The sequence below is a fragment of the Rhizomicrobium sp. genome (assembly GCF_056722145.1).
Map to the genome: position 1 here is coordinate 1 of NZ_JBWZET010000395.1, position 17,283 is coordinate 17,283.

15 protein-coding genes and 1 pseudogene are annotated in these 17,283 nt (G+C 64.7%); 8 read left to right on the forward strand and 8 right to left on the reverse strand.

What is annotated here, in order from left to right:
* The 4 genes and pseudogenes from AC1P6P_RS20585 to AC1P6P_RS20600 form a co-directional block, all read right to left on the reverse strand.
* Positions 1 to 851 (reverse strand): annotated as a pseudogene (locus tag AC1P6P_RS20585) (hypothetical protein); the annotation flags it as partial.
* A gap of 460 nt (positions 852 to 1,311) precedes the next feature.
* Positions 1,312 to 2,763, reverse strand: a complete 1,452-nt coding sequence (gene ntrC / locus AC1P6P_RS20590) for a nitrogen regulation protein NR(I) (RefSeq protein ID WP_481404322.1) — start codon at positions 2,761 to 2,763, stop codon at positions 1,312 to 1,314.
* Entirely contained in the window at positions 2,756 to 3,874 is a 1,119-nt protein-coding gene (locus AC1P6P_RS20595) for a two-component system sensor histidine kinase NtrB (protein WP_481404323.1), read from the reverse strand. Before AC1P6P_RS20595 ends, ntrC begins: the two co-directional genes overlap by 8 nt.
* A 183-nt stretch (positions 3,875 to 4,057) precedes the next feature.
* Positions 4,058 to 5,431 (reverse strand): methyl-accepting chemotaxis protein, encoded by a 1,374-nt coding sequence (locus AC1P6P_RS20600; RefSeq protein ID WP_481404324.1) that lies wholly within the window; start codon positions 5,429 to 5,431, stop codon positions 4,058 to 4,060.
* 249 nt (positions 5,432 to 5,680) lie between these two features.
* Between AC1P6P_RS20600 and AC1P6P_RS20605 the strand changes: the two genes are divergently transcribed.
* From AC1P6P_RS20605 to AC1P6P_RS20620, 4 genes are all read left to right on the forward strand, one after another.
* Positions 5,681 to 6,829 carry a bifunctional 2-C-methyl-D-erythritol 4-phosphate cytidylyltransferase/2-C-methyl-D-erythritol 2,4-cyclodiphosphate synthase gene (locus tag AC1P6P_RS20605; protein WP_481404325.1) on the forward strand — a complete coding sequence of 383 codons (1,149 nt, stop codon included), beginning with the start codon at positions 5,681 to 5,683 and terminating at the stop codon, positions 6,827 to 6,829.
* Positions 6,826 to 7,305, forward strand: coding sequence for a phosphatidylglycerophosphatase A family protein (locus tag AC1P6P_RS20610; RefSeq protein WP_481404326.1), 480 nt, complete (start codon positions 6,826 to 6,828; stop codon positions 7,303 to 7,305). Before AC1P6P_RS20605 ends, AC1P6P_RS20610 begins: the two co-directional genes overlap by 4 nt.
* Entirely contained in the window at positions 7,305 to 7,787 is a 483-nt protein-coding gene (locus AC1P6P_RS20615) for a CinA family protein (protein WP_481404327.1), read from the forward strand. The genes AC1P6P_RS20610 and AC1P6P_RS20615 overlap by 1 nt, the downstream gene beginning before the upstream one ends.
* Before the next feature lie 79 nt (positions 7,788 to 7,866).
* On the forward strand, positions 7,867 to 8,295 hold the full coding sequence (locus tag AC1P6P_RS20620) for a hypothetical protein (protein ID WP_481404328.1): 429 nt from the start codon (positions 7,867 to 7,869) through the stop codon (positions 8,293 to 8,295).
* 173 nt (positions 8,296 to 8,468) lie between these two features.
* Here the strand turns inward: AC1P6P_RS20620 and AC1P6P_RS20625 are convergent, their stop codons facing one another.
* A complete protein-coding gene (locus AC1P6P_RS20625) occupies positions 8,469 to 8,909 on the reverse strand; it encodes a type II toxin-antitoxin system RatA family toxin (RefSeq protein WP_481404329.1) in 441 nt (146 codons plus the stop codon).
* Between the two features lie 98 nt (positions 8,910 to 9,007).
* Positions 9,008 to 9,967, reverse strand: coding sequence for a lipoyl synthase (gene lipA, locus AC1P6P_RS20630; protein WP_481404330.1), 960 nt, complete (start codon positions 9,965 to 9,967; stop codon positions 9,008 to 9,010).
* A gap of 161 nt (positions 9,968 to 10,128) precedes the next feature.
* Between lipA and AC1P6P_RS20635 the strand changes: the two genes are divergently transcribed.
* Positions 10,129 to 11,718, forward strand: a complete 1,590-nt coding sequence (locus AC1P6P_RS20635; protein ID WP_481404331.1) for an AMP-binding protein — start codon at positions 10,129 to 10,131, stop codon at positions 11,716 to 11,718.
* Between the two features lie 196 nt (positions 11,719 to 11,914).
* Positions 11,915 to 13,504 carry an AMP-binding protein gene (locus AC1P6P_RS20640; protein ID WP_481404332.1) on the forward strand — a complete coding sequence of 530 codons (1,590 nt, stop codon included), beginning with the start codon at positions 11,915 to 11,917 and terminating at the stop codon, positions 13,502 to 13,504.
* Positions 13,505 to 13,589: 85 nt separating this feature from the next.
* Here the strand turns inward: AC1P6P_RS20640 and AC1P6P_RS20645 are convergent, their stop codons facing one another.
* A complete protein-coding gene (locus tag AC1P6P_RS20645; RefSeq protein WP_481404333.1) occupies positions 13,590 to 14,429 on the reverse strand; it encodes an arylamine N-acetyltransferase family protein in 840 nt (279 codons plus the stop codon).
* Positions 14,430 to 14,486: 57 nt separating this feature from the next.
* Positions 14,487 to 16,046 carry an asparagine synthetase B family protein gene (locus AC1P6P_RS20650; protein ID WP_481404334.1) on the reverse strand — a complete coding sequence of 520 codons (1,560 nt, stop codon included), beginning with the start codon at positions 16,044 to 16,046 and terminating at the stop codon, positions 14,487 to 14,489.
* Between the two features lie 412 nt (positions 16,047 to 16,458).
* Between AC1P6P_RS20650 and AC1P6P_RS20655 the strand changes: the two genes are divergently transcribed.
* The gene (locus AC1P6P_RS20655) at positions 16,459 to 16,860 is read left to right on the forward strand and encodes a PadR family transcriptional regulator (protein WP_481404335.1); all 402 of its coding nucleotides are present in this window, start codon (positions 16,459 to 16,461) and stop codon (positions 16,858 to 16,860) included.
* The coding region (locus AC1P6P_RS20660; RefSeq protein WP_481404336.1) for a DUF1700 domain-containing protein at positions 16,838 to 17,283 on the forward strand (446 nt) is incomplete at its 3' end. The genes AC1P6P_RS20655 and AC1P6P_RS20660, both read left to right, overlap by 23 nt.

Sequence of the window (17,283 nt, forward strand, 5' to 3'; positions counted from 1 at the left end):
GCGTAAAGTCCGGCGAAGATCAACTGGACGTTGGAGCGGCTCTCTTCCAGCGAATGATATTCGGCGATGACGTCCTGGGTGTGCTGGTAATAGCCGAGGATTTTCGGATCGACGGTACGAACCACCAAAAGATAGGCGTCGTTCAACGTCTTCAACTGCACCAGCGCATGCACCACGCCGTGCTCGGAATCGCCGCCGAACACGACCTTGCCGGCAGCGGCATCGGTGATGTCATCGGCGGTCGGCACCAGCGCCGTCGCATAATCGACCGGCAGGCCCTTGAGCGACACCGAACTGCCCAGCACCGTGCCATGGCTGTCGACCACGAACGACGCCCTCAGCGCATGGCTCTTGGTCAGTTCTTCGAGTTTGGCGAACATCAGCGGGCGATCGACCTTGCGGTGCTGCACGTCGATGATCTGCGGATCGCTCTGCACGCCATAGGCGATCTGCAGCGCGTCGGTCATGATGCCGCGTTCGTGCTCGATGGCGTAGTCCTGGGAGATGTTGAGGGCGCCGCGCAGCGCGCCTTTCACATGGCTCGAAAACCAGGACTCGACGCCAAGGTTGAGCGTCACCGCGGCGAACACCGCGACGAGGATCGTCGGCACCACGGCAACAAGGCTGAAGGTCACCACCAGCCGCGAATGCAGCCGCGCCCCCGCCCGGCCGGACCGGCGCTCGGCCCACAGCCGCACCAGCCGCCACGCCACCAAGGTGCCCAACCCGAGCACCATGGCCAGGTTGAAGATGCCAAGCGCGATCAGTGTCGGTGGGGTCAAGTTGGACGGCGTCAGTCCCTTCAGCGTCAGGTAGAGATAGGCGCCCGATGCCAGCGACAGGACTGCCATGCCTATGGCTAACCAGGCCGCTCCCGACAGCCCGGTCGAACCAGACGTTTTTACGACGTTTGTTGTTTCCATTCCCAACCGTTTATGCCCGGTGCGGAACCAGAAGCCGCCAACCGCTCCGGAAAGCCACAGTGTAGCGCACTCGCCACCTGTTGCAAGAATGCAATGGTGATAGCTGTGGTTAGGGTTAAATTGCAGGCAGATTTGTGGCGAAGGCCTGCGACAGTCACCCCGCGCGCCGCCACCCCTCTTTGTCATTGCCCGCGGCTGCGGGGCGTCCAGGGTCGTGCGCACCAAGGCGCGGAAACGGTGCGTTTTCCAGCGAAAATCGAGCAACACAACCTGGGTCGCCCGCATCGGCGGGCGATGACATTGCGGCGTGCGAGCAGCTCGGCAAGCCTCGTCCTGGGCATGGAGGCCAACGCCCCTGCAGCCGTCGGAAGCAGGGGACCGGAATGGCCTAATCCGCTTTGAGACCGCGAATCACTTCCAGGCCTAAGTCACGGATTTTCTTGCGTAACGTGTTGCGGTTGAGGCCGAGCAGGTGGGCGGCACGAATCTGGTTGCCGCGGGTGGCGGCGAGGCAGATCGACAGCAGCGGCCGTTCGATTTCCTGCAGCACCCGGTCATAGAGTCCCGGCGGCGGCAGGCGATCGCCGGCGGCAGCGAAATACTTGGTCAGGTGCCGTTCTACCGCGGCGCTGAGCGAAATCGGCTCCTCGCCTTCCTCGGCGCTCGAGGTCTTGGCCGGCTCCTTCAACTCGGCGGCGACTGCGGCGGCCGGAATCGCGTCGCCGGAATGCAGCACCGCCAGACGCCGGATCAGGTTCTCCAACTCGCGGACGTTGCCGGGCCAGCGGTGATGGCGCAGCAACTCCAGCGCTTCGGGGTCGAGATGCTTCGCCGGCAAGCCCTCCTCCTCCGCCTTGCGCAGGAAGTGGCGGACGAGATCGGCGATGTCCTCGGCGCGCTCGCGCAACGGCGGCAGCCGCAGCGGCACGACATTGAGGCGGTAATAGAGGTCCTCGCGGAACAGCCCCTGCTGGATCAACTGACGCAGGTCGCGGTTGGTGGCGGCGATGATGCGCACATCGGTCTTGATCGGCGTGCGGCCGCCGACGGTGGTGTATTCGCCCTGCTGCAGCACGCGCAGCAACCGGGTTTGCGCCTCCAGCGGCATGTCGCCGATCTCGTCGAGGAACAGCGTGCCGCCTTCGGCCTGCTCGAAGCGGCCGATGCCGCGATTGGTGGCGCCAGTAAACGCGCCGCGCTCGTGACCGAACAGCTCGCTTTCGACCAGCTCCTTCGGGATCGCCGCCATGTTGACCGCAACGAAGGTGCCGTGCCGGCGCTTGCCGTAATCGTGCAGGGCGCGCGCCACCAATTCCTTGCCGGTGCCGCTCTCGCCCATGATCATCACGGTGAGGTCGGTCTGGGTCAGCCGCGCGATGACGCGATAGATTTCCTGCATCGCCGGCGAGCGGCCGATCAGCGGCAGCCCGTTCTCTTCGCCGTCGACTTCAGCCTGGATATCGCGCGCCTTTTGCGGCACCGCCAGGGCGCGCTGGACGACGGCCGTCAGCTCCTTGAGGTCGAACGGCTTGGGCAGATAGTCGAAGGCGCCGCGCTCGGCGGCGGTAATCGCTGTCAGAATGGTGTTCTGTGCGCTCATCACCACGATCGGCAGATCGGGCCTCAGCCGCTTGATGCGCGGGATCAGGTCGAAGCCGTTCTCGTCGGGCAGCACCACGTCGGTGATGACGAGATTGCCGTCGCCGGCCGATACCCACCGCCACAGGCCCGCCGCGGTCCCCGTGGTGCGCACGCTGTAACCCGCCCGCCCCAGTGCCTGGTTCAGCACCGTGCGAATGGCGGAATCGTCGTCGGCAATCAGGATGGTGCCATCAGGCATTCGTGTTCTCCTCAACTCCGGTCGTGGCCTTCGGCAACAGGATGCGGAAAACCGTCCGGCGCGGTACGGAATCGCATTCGATCACGCCGCCATGGTCGCCAATGATTTTCGCCACCAGCGCCAGCCCCAGCCCCGAACCGCCGCGCTTGGTGGTGACGAAAGGATCGAAAATGTAGGGCATCAGATCGGACGGAATGCCCTGGCCGTTGTCGCGCACCGTCACCTCGAGCGGCAGGCTGACGCGCTCGCCCGCCACCGCGGCGCCGAATTTCACGCCGGGGCGATAGCCGGTGGTCAGCGTGATCTCGCCGCCCTGCTCCGGCAGCGCATCGGTGGCGTTGCGCACCAGATTGAGAAATACCTGGATCAGCTGGTCGTGATCGCCGAGCACGCGTGGCAGCGACGGATCGAAATTCTCGATGAACTTCACATTGCGCCCAAAACTCGATTCGGCGACGCGGCGGACGCGATCCAGCACCTCGTGAATGTTGACCGGCGCGCGCGGGAAGCTGCGGGTGTCGCCAAAACTCTCGAAGCGATCGATCAGGCCGCGGATGCGGTCGGTCTCGGACTGGATCAGCTGGGTCAGCTCGTGATCGTCGGGCGGCAGCTGCTGTTCGATGAGTTGCGCCGCGCCGCGGATGCCGGCGAGCGGGTTCTTGATCTCATGCGCCAGGACCGACGCCATGCCGTGCATCGAGCGTACCGCGCCGCGGGCGATCAGCTGCTTGTCGATGCGCTGGGCGAGGCTCCTCTCCTGCAGCGTGATGACGACGGTGCCTTCGGGTTCGATCAGTGGACTGACGGTTACGTCGGCGACATGATCGCCATGACGGGGCGTCGTCAGATCGACGTGACGCTCGTTCACCGACGAACGCCGCTCGAGCGCTTGGCCGACCAGTTGCAGCACCGGGCTGCCGAACGGGATCAGGTCCTTGAGGGTTTGCTTTTTCAGGTGCCCGGCGCCGGTCGAGAAGAACTGTTCGGCGGCGGGATTGACGAAGACGATCTGCAACTGCGGCCCGACCACGATCACCGGCATCGGCAAAGCGCTGGCAATCTGAGCTGTCGCGGGAAGATCGAAGGGGTGAGTGGCCACGTAATCGTCCATGCCTAATACTTGGGCATGATAGGACGTTGCCGTCAAAGTGTGCAACAGGTCTGCTGCCTGCCTGCGGGTAAGATTACCGCATCCGAACGTCGCAGGCGAGCGGACGGCCCGCCGCTCGGGCCGGTATACCCTGCGCTCCCATAGCTACAGCACGATGAACGATCCGGCCGAGTGGCCGTGGATTCAGCCAGAGGCCAAGCCGTCGAGCATGTCGAGGTGGCGGAGCACCTCTTCCGACGCGGTTTCGACCTTTTCGATCTCGGCCAGCGCCCCCGCCACATTGCCCTCGTTATAGAGGCGCGCCGCGAGGCGGCCGTGGCTGTGCAGGGCCTCGTGGGGATTGCGGATGGCCGCAAACGACGGGTGCAACCGGTATTTGTCTTCTTCGCAGCCGTCGTACCATTTGCCGAGGCGGCAGGCGTGGTGGTCGCTGAGCTGGGACGGATCGACATGCTCGCGGCCGACCGCCATGCGCATGAGTCTCTTTTTCCAGCCGACATGGTCCGATTTGGCGAGCTTGATGATCTTGCCCGGCACCTGCGCCTCGGCGAGCGCTACCACCCACTGGTCCATGCTGGTTTCGATCGCGCCGACGCAATCGACCGTTTCCTCGATCGCCGCGACATTGCTGGAGGTGCGCGAGGCAATGTCGAGGATGCCGTCGGCGACCTGTTGCGACGCCTCGGCCTGCTGCGCCAGCACTTCGGAAATCTGGCGGACGTTCTGGGTCATCTCCTCGGTCAGAAAGGTGACGTTTTCCATCTCGTGCGAGGCCTTGGCGACCGCCGCGCCGCCTTTGGCGACGACGGTCCGGCTGCGCTCCATCGCTTCGGTGATGCCGGTCATTTCGCTCTGCAGGCTGTCGACCAGCGTGTCGATGCCGCGCGTGGTTTCGGTCGTCTTGGCCGACAGGGCGCGCACCTCGCCCGCCACCACGGCAAAGCCGCGGCCGACATCGCCGGCGCGGGCCGCCTCGATCGCCGCATTCAGCGACAGCATGTTGGTCTGCGCCGCGATCGTCTTGATGGTGTCGGCCATGGTGGCGATTTCGCGGGTGAAGGCATTCAGCCGGTCGATGCCGGTCACCGTGTCGTTGACGACTACCGCGATGTCATCCATCACCGTCGAGGCATCCTGCACCGACACGGCGCTCGCTTTCGTCGCCTCGTTGGAAACTCGCGCTTTCTCGGCGATCTCCTGGCCGGTGTCCTTGATCTCGCGGACCGAGGCGACCATTTCTTCGGACGATGCCGCCATCGCTTCCACCGCGTCGCTGATCTCGCGCAGGTCCGACACCACATGCGCCGACTGGATCGCCGACTTGCTGGTCTGAATGGAAACTTTCACCGCGCGGTCGATGTCCTCGCGCCGGGTCCGGCACATGTTCTCAACCAGCTTGTTGAGCGAGCCCGCCAGCGGATGGTTGGACTGCAACCTTGTCGTGCACTCCCCAGCGATGATGTGCTCGATGAAAGCGATCACTTCGGTGTCGTCCGGGCGATCATCGTCGAGGCGGGCGGTGCGCGGGGTTTGGGCTTTCGCCAAGGAGCGGAACATGAAATCTCCGGGATGAATCAATGGTGCAGGCGCGGGCACCGTAAAAATCGGCTCGTTACGCAGGCGTAAACCGGGGCGCGGGAATGTCCCCAACCATGTCCGATGATGGCATTTGCCCGTGCGCCCAAACCGCACACAAAAGCCAGGGTTGAGGCGGCAATTCGCATCTACCCGGACCGGGGCCGGCGATCGTGCAGAGCGGGCCGGGGCCGTGCTACCAAGCGTGCCGCAGCCCCGAGTGATTCCGAGATGCCCCGTGTCGCCATTCTGATCGTAGCCGCCGGCAAGGGCGTGCGTGCCGGGGGGGCTCGCCCCAAGCAGTACGCCCTGCTGCTCGGCAAGCCGATGCTGCGCTGGACGCTGGAGGCGTTCGCCGACTACCCCGACGCCCTCGTCCAGGTGATGATCGGGCCCGACCAGCAGGCGCTCTACGACGACGCCGTCGCCGGGATGAGCCTCCGGCCGGCGGGTACCGGCGGCGCGACCCGGCAGGAAACCGTGCGTCGCGGGCTGGAATTGCTCGAACCCGAAGCGCCCGACTACGTCCTCATCCATGACGCCGCCCGCCCGTTCGTGTCGACCAAGCTGATCGACGGCGTGATCGCGGCGCTGGTGGACGGCGCCGACGGCGCGGTGCCGCATGTGCCGGTGTCCGACACGCTGCGCAAGCTCGAGAACGGCAAGTGGGTGACGGTGCCGCGCGAGGGGCTGCTTCGCGCCCAGACGCCGCAGGGCTTCCGCTTCGCCGCGATCCTTGCCGCCCATCGCGCCTTCGCCGCTGAGGACGTCACCGACGACACCGCGCTGGCGGAACTGGCCGGCCACAAAATCGTCGCCACCGTGGGAGAAACCAACAACATGAAAGTCACCACGCCCGAGGATTTCACCACCGCCCAGATCTTCCTGGCGGCGCGGCTCGGCGACACCCGTACCGCCACCGGTTTCGACGTCCACAAATTCGGCCCCGGCGACCACATCTGGCTCGGCGGCCTGAAAATTCCGCATACGGAGGGTCTGGTCGGCCATTCCGACGCCGACGTGGCGCTGCACGCCCTGACCGACGCCCTGCTCGGCACCATCGCCGACGGCGACATCGGCATGCATTTTCCGCCCTCTGACGAACGCTGGCGCGGCGCCACCTCGTCGATCTTCCTCGATCATGCCGCGGGGCTGGTGCGCGCCAAAGGCGGCGCCATCACCCATGTCGACGTGACCATCATCTGCGAACGGCCCAAGGTCGGCTCCCACCGCGACGCGATGCGCGCCAAGATCGCCGAGATCCTGAAAATCGAGATTTCGCGCGTGTCGGTGAAGGCGACCACCACCGAGGGCCTCGGATTCACCGGCCGCCGCGAAGGTATCGCCGCGGAGGCCATCGCCACGGTGCGCCTGCCATGACCATCTTCGCCCAATTCTCGACCGTGTTCGGCCTCGGCCGCGTGCCCAAGGCGCCCGGCACCGTCGCCAGTCTCGCCGCCATCGTCCTCGCGGTGCCGCTGATGTGGCTCGGCGGCTGGATCGCGGTGATGGTGCTGGCGCTGGTGACGACGTTGTTCGGCGTCTGGGTCGCCGACGGCTACGGCCTCGAAACCGGCATCACCGATCCCCAGGATTGCGTCATCGACGAATTCGCCGGCCAGTGGTTCGCCTGCGCCATAGGCGGGATGGCGGCAATGCCGGGCGAACCGGCGCTCTCCTGGGGCGGCTTCGTGATGGCGTTTCTTCTGTTCCGGCTGTTCGACATCGCCAAGCCGTGGCCGATCAACAAAGCCGAGACCCTGCGCGGCGGTCTCGGCATTATGGCCGACGACGTGGTGGCGGGCGCCATCGCCGGTTTCGTCGTGTTCCTGTTCGCTTACTCCGGGTTTATTTGATGTTTCCGCCCCGCCTGACCGCGTTGGCCGCCACCGTGTTGACCGAAGCCAAGGCCAAGGGCCTACGCATTGCCACGGCGGAAAGCTGCACCGGCGGGCTGATCGCGGGGCTATTGACCGAAGTGCCGGGCTCGTCCGACGTGGTGGAACGCGGTTTCGTCACCTATTCCAACGAAGCCAAGGCCGAGATGCTCGGCGTCGCGATGGCGCTGATCGATGCGCATGGCGCGGTGTCGGAACCGGTGGCGCGCGCCATGGCGGAAGGCGCCGTGCAGCATTCGCAGGCACAACTCGCCGTGGCGGTCACGGGTGTGGCGGGCCCTGGCGGCGGAACCGACGCCAAGCCGGTCGGCCTGGTGCATATCGCGGCGGCGGGCGGCTCCACGCTGCACGAAGAGCACCGTTTCGGCGACGTCGGTCGCGATCGCGTGCGACTCAAGACGGTTGAGGCGGCACTTCGACTTCTTCTCAAATTGCTCTGAAACACGCAATTTCGTTTCTATATCAAACGAGCAGCGATCGGGCGTAGAATGTAGGCAGTGTTCGTGGAGGGAGGCGCTCATGCGCGCTCATCGTCTTGCCGCGTTCGCTTTCGTTGCATTGTGTCTTGCCGCGCCGGCCTTCGCCGACGGCAGCTTCGTGAAAATCGGCGCCATCAAGGGTTCCGCCACCGAGCTCCAGCACCAAGGCTGGATCGCGATCGGCCTGTGGGGAACCGACACCCGTTCCGGCCGCTGGTTCTGGTCGAGCCCGACCAAGGTGTTCTGGTTCGAGATGACCGGCGATCATGCCGCGCTCGACAAGGCGGTGGCCGACAAGACCTTCTTCGACCGCATCCTGTTCGACGTGTCGATCAAGGGTGAGGTCCTGCGCACCACCTTCACGGCCGTGCGCGTGATCGGCGCCGAACAGCACGGTACCGTCGAAAAGATCACGCTGCAGTTCAAGAGCCAAACCGACCAGCGCGTGACCTTCACCGCGGCGCGGTAATTGTCGTCCCCGGCCGAGCAAGCGTCGGCGTAGCGAGGGGAAGGGGATCCTGGTAACGACGTGCGCGCGGTGACGGCGGCGTTGCGCGGCAGTTTTGCACGTTCGCAGGCATCATCTTGCTGGAAATACCTGGGTCCCGGGTCTGCGCCCTCGCCGCTTCGCCCGGGACACATTCACCTTTTCATTCCGCGCGCGCGGGCTTCGAACGCGGCGGACATTTGCAGCATCACGGTCTGGAAGGCGCGGCCGGCGACGGCGTTGAGGATCGGGTTCTTGAACTTGAACGCGATGGCGAAGTTCACTTCGCAAGTCGTCTCGCTTTTGGGCGTGAAGCGCCAGCGGTTTTCCAACGTGCGGAACGGGCCGCCTTCGGTCTTCACCACATCGATCGTGTGCGCGGCGGGATCGAGAGTGACGCGGCTGATGTAGCGCTCCGATAAGCCCGCAAAGCCGACGCGCATTTCGGCATCGAACACCGTGTCGCTGAGGCGGCGTGCGATGCGAAGGCCGGTCACCCATGGCAGGAACTGCGGATACTTCTCCACATCGGCGACGACGGCGTACATCAGATCGGCCGTGTACGGCAGAATGCGGGTTTCGGTGTGCGTGGTCATGCTTGCGTCTGTCGTGCCCCCTCCGTCGCTTCGCGACACCTCCCCCGCTCTTCCAACGGTGTGCGGCTCCGGCGGCGGAGATCCGCGGGGGAGGAAAGTTACCTTGCCAGAATCTCGTCCCGCGCGGCTTTGAGCTGCGCAAAATCGGCGTCGGCGTGATAGGACGAACGGGTCAGCGGCGTCGCCGATACCATCTGGAAGCCCTTGGCGCGGGCGGTGGCTTCGAGGCCCTTGAACTCTTCGGGCGTCCAGAAGCGGTCGAGCGCGGCGTGCTTCCTGGTCGGCTGCAGATACTGGCCGATGGTGAGGAAATCGACGCCGGCGGTGCGCAGATCGTCCATCACCTGCATGATCTCTTCGCGGGTTTCGCCGAGACCGACCATCAGCCCCGACTTGGTGAAGCCGTCGGGCATCAGCTCCTTGGCGCGGTCCAAGAGGCGCAGCGAGGCGTAGTAGCGCGCGCCCGGCCGGATCGTCAGGTAGAGCCGCGGCACGGTTTCGAGATTATGGTTAAAGACATCGGGGCGCGCCGCCATCACGGTTTCCACTGCGCCGGCCTTGCCGCGGAAATCGGGGGTCAGCACCTCCACCGTGGTGTCGGCACTGGCGGCCTTGATCGCCAGGATGGTGGCGGCGAAGTGCTGGGCGCCGCCGTCGGCCAAGTCATCGCGGTCGACGCTGGTCACGACAACGTGCTTCAGCCCCAGCCGGCTCACCGCTTCGGCCAGATGCGCCGGCTCGGCCGCATCCACCGGGCCCGGCAAGCCGGTCTTGACGTTACAGAAGGCGCAGGCCCGGGTGCAGGTGTCGCCCAGGATCATCATGGTGGCGTGCCGGTGGGTCCAGCACTCGCCGATATTGGGGCAGCCGGCCTCCTCGCACACCGTATGCAGGCCATGCGCGCGCACCACGTTTTCGGTGCTGGCGTATTCGCGGCCTCCGGGCGCCCTCACCCGTATCCACTCCGGCTTGCGCTGGATGGGGTTGTCGGGGCGATGCGCCTTCTCGGGATGGCGGGCGCGGCGATCTTGCTCGTTTTGGTCGATGACGACGGTCATGAATGTGCATATAGGACGCCGGGCACGCCGAGTCCAAGGCCCCGGCTTGCCAAGATGTTGACAACATTCACGCCGCACTACCGCCGCGGCCGGGGTTCGACTAGGTTTGCCGGCCTCAAAACGCGGGACGGGACGAACCCGACCCCCTGGGAGAAAACAACGTGAGTTCTGCCGGCGTTGCCGTCTTCGCGGGCCATCCTCTCGCCCCCCACGACCTCATTCAAGCCAAGAAGACCATGTTCCAGGCCTTGCTCGATGCGCGCGAGAAATTCGGCGGCAAGCGCGTGTGCCTGGTCGACAGCGACGATCGCAAACTCAGCTACGACGAAATGGTCCGCGCCACGCTGGCGCTGGGTCATGCGCTCAAGAGCGGTACCGCCCGCGGCGAGAATGTCGGCATCATGCTGCCGACGTCGGCCGGCTCGATCATCTCGTTCTTTGCCGTGTCGGCGTTCGGCCGCATCCCGACCATGATGAACTTCACCAGCGGCGCCGCCGGCATGCTGAGTGCCATGAAGACCGCCGTGGTGCAGCGCGTGATCACCGCCCGCAAGTTCATCGAACTGGCCAAGCTGGAAGACCTCGCCGCCGAACTGTCGAAGAAAGTCCACCTCGTCTATCTCGAAGACGTGCGCGCCAAGCTGGGGCTGCGCGACAAGCTCGCCGCCGGCCTCGGCCAGTTCATGCCCAAGCTGGTGGCGTCGAGCCCGCACCACGACAATCCCGGGGTGATCCTGTTCACGTCGGGCACCGAAGGCGAACCCAAGGGCGTGGCTCTGTCGCATCGCAATGTCCTCACCAATATCGTGCAGGTCTGCCGTCACGAGGCCTTCTACCCGCACGACATCTGGTTCAATTCGATGCCGACATTCCATTGCTACGGCCTGGTCGGCGCGTTGCTCGGCTTGTTCACCGGCACCAAGATGGTGCTTCACCCCACCCCCTTGCGGCCGCACGAGATCGTCAAGCGGGTGAAGGAAACCTGCGCCACCATTTTCTTTTCGACCGACACCTTCATGTCGCAATACGGGCGCATCGCCGAACCCGGCGAATTCAATACCGTCCGCATGGCAGTATGCGGCGCCGAAAAGGTGCGTGACGAAACCCGGCGCCTGCTCAGCAAGAAGCACAATCTCGAAATCGTCGAAGGCTACGGCCTGACCGAGTGCTCGCCCATCGTCGCCGCCCAGCAGCCCGGCGATCTTCACCCCGGCACGATCGGCCGAATCATGCCCGGCATGGAAGCCTGCCTGAAGCCCGCCGAAGGCATCCCCGGTGCGGGGCGCCTGTTCGTGCGCGGCCCCAATGTCATGCTCGGCTATATCAAACCGGAAAATCCCGGCGTGATCGATCCGCCCCAAGACGGCTGGCACGACACCGGCGATGTGGTCTCGGTCGACGACGACGGCATCATGACCATCCGCGGGCGGCTCAAGCGCTTTGCCAATGTCGGCGGCGAGACGGTATCGCTCGGCGTGGTGGAAAACTGCGCCAGCTCGCTGTGGCCGGACCATATGCACGCCGCCATCGCCATCGCCGGCGAGCGCAAGGGCGAGCAGATCGTGCTCCTGACCACCAATCCCGAGGCCAAGCGCGCCGATCTTCTGGTGTGGGCACAGCGTCACGGGGTCAGCGAACTGGCCGTGCCGCGCCGCATCTTCATAGCCGACGAGATTCCGGTCCTCGGCACCGGAAAGCCCGACTTCCGCAAGGTCGAAGCGATCATTAGGGCCAAGCTCGAGACCGCTTAACCGCCAACTGTACGGATCGGTCGGGTGTGGGCCGGCTTGCGTTCGCGCGGCCGAAACAATAGAGAGCCGCTCCGGATTTGAGTCCGTCCGTGGCGGCACGCCAACTTGGCACTACCCATAAGCGGCGGGTTTCGTTAGGTTTATAAAAAGAACAGCCAAGGCGCGAGCGGTGCTCGCCATCCTGGGGGAGGAGCATTTGGCAGTCGCGACAATCGCCGCCGCATCGGGCGAAGAGTTGGTGCCGTTCGACATGGTTCGGACGAAGAAGTCGATCTTCCAGGCGCTCGCCGACGCGCGGACGCTTTACGGCGGCAAACGCCCGATCATCGTCGACGGCGACGATCGCGTGCTGACGTATGACGACATCCTGCGCGCCGCCCTCGCCCTCGGCCACGCCCTGAAGAAGGGCACCAAGCCGCGCGAAGCCGTGGGCATCATGCTGCCGACTTCGGCCGGCGCCATCATTTCCTTCTTCGCCGTCACCGCCTTTAATCGCGTGCCGGCGATGCTCAACTTCACCAACGGCGCCGCCGGCGTGACCAGTGCGCTGCGTACCGCCAAGATCAAGAAGGTCGTCACCGCCCGCCGCTTCATCGAACTCGCCAAGCTCGAAAACCTTGCCGGCGAACTCTCCAACGTCGCCGAGGTGGTCTACCTCGAAGACGTGCGCGAAAAACTCGGGCTGATGGACAAGCTGACCGCAGGCGTCGGCCAGTTCCTGCCGGGTCTGGTGTCGCGCAACGGCGCCGCCAACGAACTGGCGGTGATCCTGTTCACCTCCGGCACCGAAGGCCTGCCGAAAGGCGTGGCGCTCAGCCATTCCAACATCCTGTCCAACGTCGAACAATGCCGCGCTCACGTCGCGCTCTATCCCAACGACGCGATGTTCAATCCGCTGCCGACCTTCCACTGCTTCGGCCTGACCGGCGGCGCGCTGATGCCGCTGCTGCTCGGCATGAAGTCGATCTATCATCCGACGCCGCTGCAGCCGCACGAGATCGTCCGCCGCATCAAGGCGCACGGCGCCACCATCCTGCTCTCCACCGACACCTTCATGTCGCAATACGCCCGCGCCGGCGAGCAGGGCGACCTCAACTCGCTGCGCATGGCGATCTGCGGTGCCGAGCGCGTGCGCGACGAAACCCGCCAGCTCCTCCGCCGCAAATACGCGATGGACATCCTGGAAGGCTACGGCGTCACCGAGACCTCGCCGGTCGCCGCGGTCAATCAGCCCGGCGCGGCGCGTCCCGGCACCGTCGGCCGCCTGATGCCCGGCATGACGGCGCGGCTCGAACCGGTGGAAGGCATTCCCGGCGCCGGACGGCTGTTTCTCAAGGGCCCGAACGTGATGCTCGGCTACATCCGCCACGACAATCCGGGCGTGATCGAGCCGGTAAAGGACGGCTGGCACGATACCGGCGACGTGGTCGCCATCGACGAAGACGGCTTCATCGCCATCAAGGGCCGCATGAAGCGGTTCGCCAAGGTCGGCGGCGAAGTCGTGTCGCTGGCGGTGGTGGAAAACTGCGCCTCGGCGGTGTGGCCGGAATTTTCGCACGCCGCCGTCGCTTTCCCCGACGGGCGCAAGGGCGAAGCGGTGACGCTGGTCACCACCAATCCCGAAGCCAGCCGCATGGAAATGGTCGGCTGGGTGCATAATCACGGCGTCTCCGAACTGGCGATCCCGCGGAAGATCATCTACGTCCCCGACATCCCCGTGCTCGGCACCGGCAAGACCGATTACGTCAAGGTCGAGAAAATGGCGCTCGAGATGGCGGCGAAATAGGCGCTGTCGTTTGCGGTGAGGTCATCCTTCGCGGCCCCGCGCACAGGCATGCTGCGTACCACTGAGATCATGCGCGCGGGGCACTTCAGGAGGTTGAGCCTTTGCGATTGCTCTCTTCCTTCTCCCGCACCAATTCCTCGTGCCGGGTGCAGATGCGGGGCCATAGGGTGGCGGCTTCGGGGAGGTGGAGATTGAACACTTCGGAGAGGATGCCGAGGTATTCCGGCGCGTCGGCGACGAGGTGATCCTGTTTGCCGGACGGCGTCGTCTTGCGCAGGACGCGACCGCGCATCTGCCAGACGCCGTCGGAAGCATGATGCTGCAGCACGGCGTTCTGCACGAACGGCGATGCCGGCGTCGATTGCAGCCACTGGCAGCGTTGCGTGAGCAAGCCTTCGTCGGCGGCTTCAAGCCGGAAATCGAACGACGACACGCCGCCCAAGGCATGATGATGCAGCCGCCACCAGTCGTCTTCGGTGCGCGTCAGTGCGAATTCGAAGCCATGACTGACGAACGGGCCCGAGACGATGAAAATGGGCTCCAACGGGCCATCGCCGAAGCCGACATCAGCGAGGAACACGCCCTCGTCCAGCACCACTTTCAACACCAGGTGATTGCCGACCGCTTCGTCGCCGCGATCCTCGCGCATCACCGCGCCGGCGCAGCGCGTCACCTTGAAGCCGAGTTCGCCGAGCGCCCAGCCGAACAGCCCGTTCATCTCGTAGCACCAGCCGCCGCGCCGGCCGGTGACGATCTTGTCGAAAACCTGCGGCAGCGACGTCGTCACCGCATTGCCGAGCTGAACGTCGAGATTTTCGTAAGGGATGGCGAACAGATGGGCGCGATGCAAAGCCGCCAGCGTGGCGAGGTCGCGGTGCAGCGGCCCGTCGTAGCGGATGCGGTCGAGATAGGCCTTCAGGTCCATGGCGCGCCGTCGATACCACGCGCCAGCTTAGCCCGGGAGCCGGGTTCCGCGTAACCCCTATGCCGTTTTCGCAGCGGCCGGCGGCGTCACCGTGATACGGGCTCGGCCGCGCAGTTGCGGCACGCGGAAAACATCCATGCCTTGATGCAGCAGGCGCAGGTAATACAGCTCTTCCTTCGAATGCAGATTGAATCCGGCGTATTGCTTGAGGCCGTCGACGAATTCGATGTCATCGATGGCATCTTCGAAGCGGTCGTCCCAGGCATATTCCTCGGGGCTCGCCTTGAGTCCGGCGCCTTCGCTGAACAGGATCTTCGAGCGGTCGCGGATGACGCTCGGAAGCTCTTTGGGATGGAGATCGAACAGGTCGCGCAACGCCGCCTTGCCGACCCCGTTCCGCACCAGATCGGTGGCCTCGAGCCCGCGCGCATAATTGGCGAGTCTCGGATCGAGGAACGGCACGCGGGTCTCGAGATTGTGATGCATCGAGCAACGATCGACGCGCTGCAGCGAAATGCGATGCATCAGGCCGAGGCATTCCTCGCGCATCGCGCGGCCATAGGTCTCGTCGAGGCCGAACGCCTTTTCCAGCGGCGTATAACCGCAGAACAGCTCATCGGCGCCCTCGCCACACAGCGCGACGCGGATATTGTCCTTCTGGATCGCCTTCGACACCGCCAGCGATACCACGGCACCGCGCACCAGCGCCGGCTCGAAGCTCTCGGTGGTGACCACGGCCTCCGACAACAGCGCAAAGGTGTTGTCGCTGTGGGGATCGAACGGAACGTGCTTGAGGTCGAAACCGGTCGCTTCGGCATAGGCGGCGGCGAACGGATAATCGACGCTCTCATGGCCGCCGACAAAATAGCCGGGCGTCTCGGGTCGCACCTGGCGGGCGTAATGGGCGACCAGGGTGGAGTCGATACCGCCGGAGAACATGATCGCGAACGGCAGATCCGACGGAATGTGGGAGGCGACCGCCGCCTGCATCAGCGTGTCGAGTTCCTTGCGGTCGGTCGGGCGGAACGCGTCCGGCGCCTTCACCGCCGACGGGAACGGCGCGCAGGTGTTGTGGGTGAGGAGGAATCCGGGCGGCAGGGCCAGTACGTCGCCCTCGTCCACCGTGTTGAGCAAGGGTCGAATTTCCGAACAGAACAGGAAGCCGCCGTCCTTCTGCATGACATAAAGCGGCTTGATGCCGAACGGATCGCGGGCGGCGAGGAACTGGCCGGTGGCAATCTCGTAGGCGACGAAGGCATACATGCCGCTGATCTTGGCGAGCGCATGATGGCCCCAGACCCGCAAGGCATTCGCCAGCACTTCGGTATCGGAATCGGTGCGGAACGGCACGCCCATGGCGGCAAGTTCATCGCGCAAGGCCCGGTAATTGTAGATTTCGCCGTTGAACGACACCGCCAGCTTGCCGTCGAACGAAGGCTGCGGCTGGACGGCGTTGTCGCGGTCGACGATCCGCAGGCGCCGCGTGCACATCGCCACCGGCTCGACCGGATGGCGCAAGGGATCGGTGACGTCGCCGCGCGAAGCAATGCCGTCAATCAGGCGCTTGACGACATTCGCCGCATCCGGCCATTCGATTGCAACGGCAATTCCACACATTTCCATAACCCCTAAGCGGCTCGCGCGAGCCTATCGGGGCAGCCGTAAACTAGTGATTAACCGTGCGCGACCGCGCTGGGGGGCGATTTACGCCGGTTTCCGGTTTGCCATGACACCAAGCCCTGCCCCATCAACACCAGCGCCAGCGGCTCAGCTTGATGCCTCTCCCGGTAGAAGCCTGCTCCTATGACGGTTTCAAACTATTTCGAGTCCCCTGCATCCAGGACGTGCCCTCGCTGCATCCCCCTTATGCCAACGCCCAACCGGGGCCTGGTAATCAATCGTTAACCAATGCAGGTGCCAAGTGCGATATACCATCAAGTCGCCACTACTCGGCACTTGCATATTGTGAAGTTCATGCTAGATATAACTTCGCAATAGCCGAGAGGGCGGAAGAAGACGCGAGTGTGACGTGACCGAAGAAACGCAATACACGCGCAAATTCCGTAAGGAGCTAATGGCCGGACTGTCATCGCTGGTCCTGCTGGCCGTGCTCGCACGCGCCGGACGGGAAATGTACGGATACGAGATCGCCAAGGCCGTGAAGGCGGAAGGCGAAGGCGGATTGATCTTCAAACAGGGCGCGATCTATCCCGTTCTCAGGTCGCTGAACGCCCTCGGGCTGCTCAATAGCCGGGTGGAAGCCTCGGCCTTCGGCCCGCCGCGCCGCTACTACAACATCACCGACGAAGGCCGCAAAGCGCTGGCCGAATGGCAATTCGCTTGGCGCGACATGCGCGAGTTCGTCGACGATGCGCTGAAAGCCGGCGTCACCCCCGGAGGGACGGGCAATGAATACAGCGCAACCGCCTGATAACGTCCGCACCTATCTCAGCGAGCTGAGGCGCGCGCTGAAAGGGACGCCGCGCGGGCTGATCGCCGATGCCCTCGCCGATTGCGAAGAGCATCTCAACATGGAGATCGCGCAAAATCCGGACATGGATGAAGCCGCGGTCATGGCGTCCGTCGTCGAAACATACGGATCGCCGCAGGAAATCGCCGAGGAATATCGCGACATGGAAGCGACGATCTCGACCCCCTTCCCCAAACAGCCCAGCATCGAATCCGGATACGGCGGATTTTTCGGCGTCGTCTCCGACCCCAAGACGTACGGCGCCCTGCTCTATATGTTGCTGTCGCTTATCACCGGCATCTTCTACTTCACCTGGACGGTAGTCGGCATCTCGCTCACCGCCGGCACGTCTGTGCTCATCATCGGCATTCCGCTGGCGCTGGT